Origin of the sequence: Streptosporangium sp. NPDC051022, from assembly GCF_040683035.1 — a bacterium.
Classification (GTDB): domain Bacteria; phylum Actinomycetota; class Actinomycetes; order Streptosporangiales; family Streptosporangiaceae; genus Streptosporangium.
Map to the genome: position 1 here is coordinate 1 of NZ_JBFBCF010000076.1, position 4,413 is coordinate 4,413.

The 4,413-nt window shown below is 69.8% G+C and carries 3 protein-coding genes and 1 pseudogene; 1 reads left to right on the top strand and 3 read right to left on the bottom strand.

Translation table 11 applies throughout. From position 1 onward, the window contains the following. Window positions 1–441 (top strand): gamma-glutamyl-gamma-aminobutyrate hydrolase family protein (locus AB0N02_RS47185; protein ID WP_363961721.1); only part of this gene is annotated, 441 nt, incomplete at its 5' end. A gap of 151 nt (window positions 442–592) precedes the next feature. Here the strand turns inward: AB0N02_RS47185 and AB0N02_RS47190 are convergent. The 3 genes and pseudogenes from AB0N02_RS47190 to AB0N02_RS47200 form a co-directional block, all read right to left on the bottom strand. Continuing rightward, a complete protein-coding gene (locus tag AB0N02_RS47190; protein ID WP_363961723.1) occupies window positions 593–2,053 on the bottom strand; it encodes a class II fumarate hydratase in 1,461 nt (486 codons plus the stop codon). Beyond that, window positions 2,050–3,786 (bottom strand): NAD-dependent malic enzyme, encoded by a 1,737-nt coding sequence (locus AB0N02_RS47195; RefSeq protein WP_363961725.1) that lies wholly within the window; start codon window positions 3,784–3,786, stop codon window positions 2,050–2,052. The genes AB0N02_RS47190 and AB0N02_RS47195 overlap by 4 nt, the downstream gene beginning before the upstream one ends. A gap of 345 nt (window positions 3,787–4,131) precedes the next feature. Continuing rightward, window positions 4,132–4,413 (bottom strand): annotated as a pseudogene (locus AB0N02_RS47200) (MarR family transcriptional regulator); the annotation flags it as partial.

Here is a 4,413-nt window from a genome sequence, read left to right on the forward strand (position 1 = left end):
GTCTACGACGTCGACGCCGAGCAGGACGCCTTCGATCTGGCCGCGGCCCGCTACGCGCTGGCGGCGGGGGTGCCGACGCTGGCGATCTGCCGGGGGCTGCAGGTGGTCAACGTCGCGCGGGGCGGCGCCTTGCGCCAGCACATGGAGCCCGATCACCGGCACGTGGTGCACCCGGTGACGGTGGCGGCCGGTTCGCTGCTGGCCGCGGTCGTCGGCGTCGAGGAGATCACCGCGTCGTGTTACCACCATCAGTGCGTGGCGGCGCCGGGGGAGGGGCTGGTGGCGGTGGCCCATGCCGCCGACGGCACGGTCGAGGCGGTGGAGCTGGCCGAGCCGGCGGGCTGGTTCCTCGGGGTGCAGTGGCATCCGGAGGACACCGCGGCCACCGACCCGGTCAACCAGCGCCTGTTCGACGCCCTGGTCAACGCCGCCCGCCCCTGACCTCCCGGCCGACCACACTCCCGCCCCCCGGCACCGGCGACCCCGCTCAGCCGCGGTAGCCGGGCCTGACGCCCTGAGCGGCCGACCATGCCGGGACCACCGCGAGGGGTGGCTTCGTGCCGCCGGCGCGGTCGGCCGGAGAGGCGGTTCTTCAGCGCCGGGTGCCGCCGTCGGGGCTGGGCACTCCGGGGCGGGTGAGGCGTTCGGGGTCGACGATCTTGTCGTAGAGGTCTGCGGTGACGCCGCACTGAAGTACGGCGTCTTTGAGCGACAGGCCCTTGTCGAGGGCGTGGTGGGCGATGTGGGCGGCCTGGTCGTAGCCGACGACGGGGCTGAGCGCGGTCACCATCATGATCGAGTGCTCGATGTTGTGGTGCAGCGTCTTGGTGTTCAGCCGGGCCCCTTCGACCAGATATGTGCGGAAGTGATCCATCATGTCGGCCAGGATGCGTGCCGAGTGCAGCACGTTCCTGATGATGACCGGGCGGAAGGCGTTCAGCTCGAAGTTGCCCTCGCCGCCGGCCATCGAGACGGCGGTGTCGTTGCCTGTCACCTGGATGGCGACCATCAGCATGGCTTCCGCCTGGGTCGGGTTGACCTTACCCGGCATGATCGACGAGCCCGGCTCGTTGGCCGGAAGGACCAGCTCGCGCAGGCCGGTACGCGGCCCGGAGCCCAGCCAGCGCAGGTCGTTGGCGAACTTGAACAGCGGCACGGTCAGGGCGCGCAGCGCCGCCGACGCGCGTACCAGGTCGTCGCAGGAGGCCTGGGCGGCGAATTTGTTGGGCGCGCTGGTGAAGGGCCGCCCGGTGAGCTCGGCGATCTGCGCGGCCACCTGTTCGCCGAACCCCGGCGGGGCGTTCAGCCCGGTGCCGACCGCGGTGCCACCGATGGCCAGCCGGTACAGGCCGGTACGGGTGCGTTCGAGATGGTCGACGGCGTCGCGGAGTTGGGCGGCATAGCCGGACCATTCCTGGCCGACGGTCAGCGGGGTGGCGTCCTCCAGGTGGGTACGCCCGATCTTGACCACATGCTCCCATTCCCGGCTCTTGGCCTCGGCGCTGTCGCACAGCCTGGTGGCGGCGGGCAGTACGTGGTCGTCGACGGCCTCGGCGGCGGCGATGTGCATGGCGGTGACGAAGGTGTCGTTGGACGATTGGCCCATGTTCACGTGATCGTTCGGATGGATCGGGTCCTTGCCGCCGAGCCGCCCGCCGACGAGCTGGATCGCGCGGTTGGAGATCACCTCGTTGACGTTCATGTTGGATTGGGTGCCCGAGCCGGTCTGCCACACGTACAGCGGGAACTCACTGTCCAGGTCGCCACGGATGACCTCGTCGGAGACCCGGGCGATCAGGTCGGCCTGCCAGTGGGGCAGGCGGCCGGCGTGGGCGTTGACGATCGCGGCGGCCTTCTTGATGTAGCCGTAGGCGTGGTAGACGGCCTTGGGCATGCGGTCGTCGCCGATGTCGAAGTGGATCAGCGACCGCTGGGTCTGGGCGCCCCAGTAGTGCTCGGCCGGGACCTCGATCTCGCCGAGGGAGTCGCTCTCCGTCCGGGTGCCGGTGGCCTGCAGCCCGATCGGCACATCCCGGACCTGCGGCGCGCTCACTGCCCGTTCCCGTGGATCGCGCGGTACCTCGGCCGCCACATCGCATCTTGGACCTGCTGCACCGTGTCGCGCAGCGTTGTGCGGGCCAGATGCTCCTCAGCCGCCCGATTGGCGACGGCCACGGCCACGGTGGCCGAAACCTCGCGCAGATTGTCCACCTGGGGAAGCAGCGAGGCGCCCCTGGCCGAGACGTCGACCATGCCGCCGACGGCTTCGGCGGCCGCCTGCAACATGCCGGGGCTGACCCGGCGGGCCCGCGCGACCACCACACCCAGCCCCAGCCCCGGATACAGCAGGGCGTTGTTGGCCTGGGCGATGACGTAGGTGACACCGTTGTAGGTGATCGGCCCGACCGGGATGCCGGTGGCGATCAAGGCCCGGCCGTCGGTCCAGCGGATCAGGTCGGCGGGCATCGCCTCGATCCGCTCGGTCGGGTTGGAGATCGGGAAGATGATCGGCCGCTCCACCTCCGCGGCCATCGAGCGCACGATCTTCTCGGTGAACGCGCCATGGACGGTGGAGGTGCCCAGCAGCATGGTCGGCTTGACCCGCTTGACGACCTCGGCCAGCGAGATGCCGTGCTCGCCCCGGGGCCAGCCGGCGACCTCGTCCCGGGGGCGGGCGTAGGGCTGCTGGAAATCGCGCAGGTCGGTCATGTCGTCGACGAGCAGGCCCTGCTTGTCGATGGGCCAGATCCGCCGGACGGCCTCTTCGCGGTCCAGACCGTCGCGGATCATGGCATCGCGCAGTTGGTCGGCGTTGCCGATACCGGCGGTGCCGGCGCCGAAGATGACGATCCGCTGGTCCCTCATCGGCGTTCCGGACACGCGGACGGCACCGAGCATGGCGGCCAACACGATCGCGCCGGTGCCCTGCATGTCGTCGTTGAAGGTGCAGATACGCTCGGTGTACTTCTCCAGGATCCGCCGGGCGTTGGACGGGCCGAAGTCCTCCCAGTGCAGCATGGCGCCGGGGAACATCCGGGTGGCCGTGGTGACGTAGGCGTCGATGAAGTCGTCGTAGCGCCGCCCTCGCACCCGGGAGTGCCGGTTGCCGACATAGGCGGGGTCGTTCAGCAGCGCCTCGTTGTCGGTGCCGACGTCGAGGGCGACCGGGATGACGCGGGCGGGGTCGATCCCCGCGGCGGCGGTGTAGACGGCCAGCTTGCCGACGGCGATGCCGGCCGCGCCACCCACTCCCCAGTCACCGATGCCCAAGATCTCCTCAGCGTCGGAAGCCACGATCAGATCGACGTCGTCAGGGCCCAGCTGAAGGTTCTTGAATGCCTGCTCGATCCCGTCCACATCGTCGACGGACAGGTACACCCCTCGCGGACGGCGGTACTCGTGACTGTAGGTTCGGATCGCCTCGGCCACCGTCGGGTCGTAGACGATGGGCAACATCTCGCGTAGATGATCACTCAGAAGCCGGTAGTACAGCACCTCGTCGCGATCCCGTAGCGCCTCCAGGTAGACGTTCTTGAGAAGGTCCGTCGGTTGCGCCCGGTACTGCACGTACATCCGCCGCACCTGGTCATCCAGCGTTTCGACCACCGGTGGGAGCAGGCCCTCGAGCCCCAGCTCCGTCCGCTCCTGTGGTGAGAAGGCCGTGCCCTTGTTCAGCAGCGGCTCCCTCAGTACGGCCGGCCCTCGCAGCGACGTCACCAGGCTCCCGTCCGGTTGCTCGGCGAACATCAGGTTCGGCAGATCCGGCTTTCTCTTCCCCGGCGACATGGCCATCCCCCTTCTGGGCAGCCCTCGACCCGGAGCACCCGGGGAGCAAATGCGGCTGTCATCCTCTGCCTGGCCCTTCCCTCTGTCGCGGCGCGGATGCCGAGCCCCAGTCCAGGACCATCCCCTATGCAGACAAAGAACCCATTGCGGATGCGTCGAACAAGAGACGAGCCGGGGATCGCCATCGCGCTGGGGCCGGTGACCGGGTCCAGCGGGGCCGGACCGTCACGCGTCATCACAGCGGCCGTGTGCCCTGGCTTAGGACACAGAACTTCAAAGGCCGCACATCAGAGCAAGCCTCAAGAATCCGGGGTCGGGTGCCGGTTCGTGCTGGCGGGGGTGGGGTTACTGGGCGCGGCGGCGGCCGCCGCGGCGTGGCGGGACGGGGGTTTCCCGGCGCAGGTCGGCGCGGCGCGTCTCGCCGTGCTCCTCCAGGTGGGTGACGATCCGGCGCAGGGTCTGGGCCAGGTGCAGCGATTCCTCGGCCTCCAGCGCGCCGACCACGAACGCCTCCTCGTCGTTGAAGGCCGGGAACAGCCGTTCCATCAGGCTCACCCCCTCCGGGGTCAGCCGCAGCAGCGCCAGCCTGCCGTCGTCGGGGTGCTGGCTGCGCTGGATCAGGCCCCG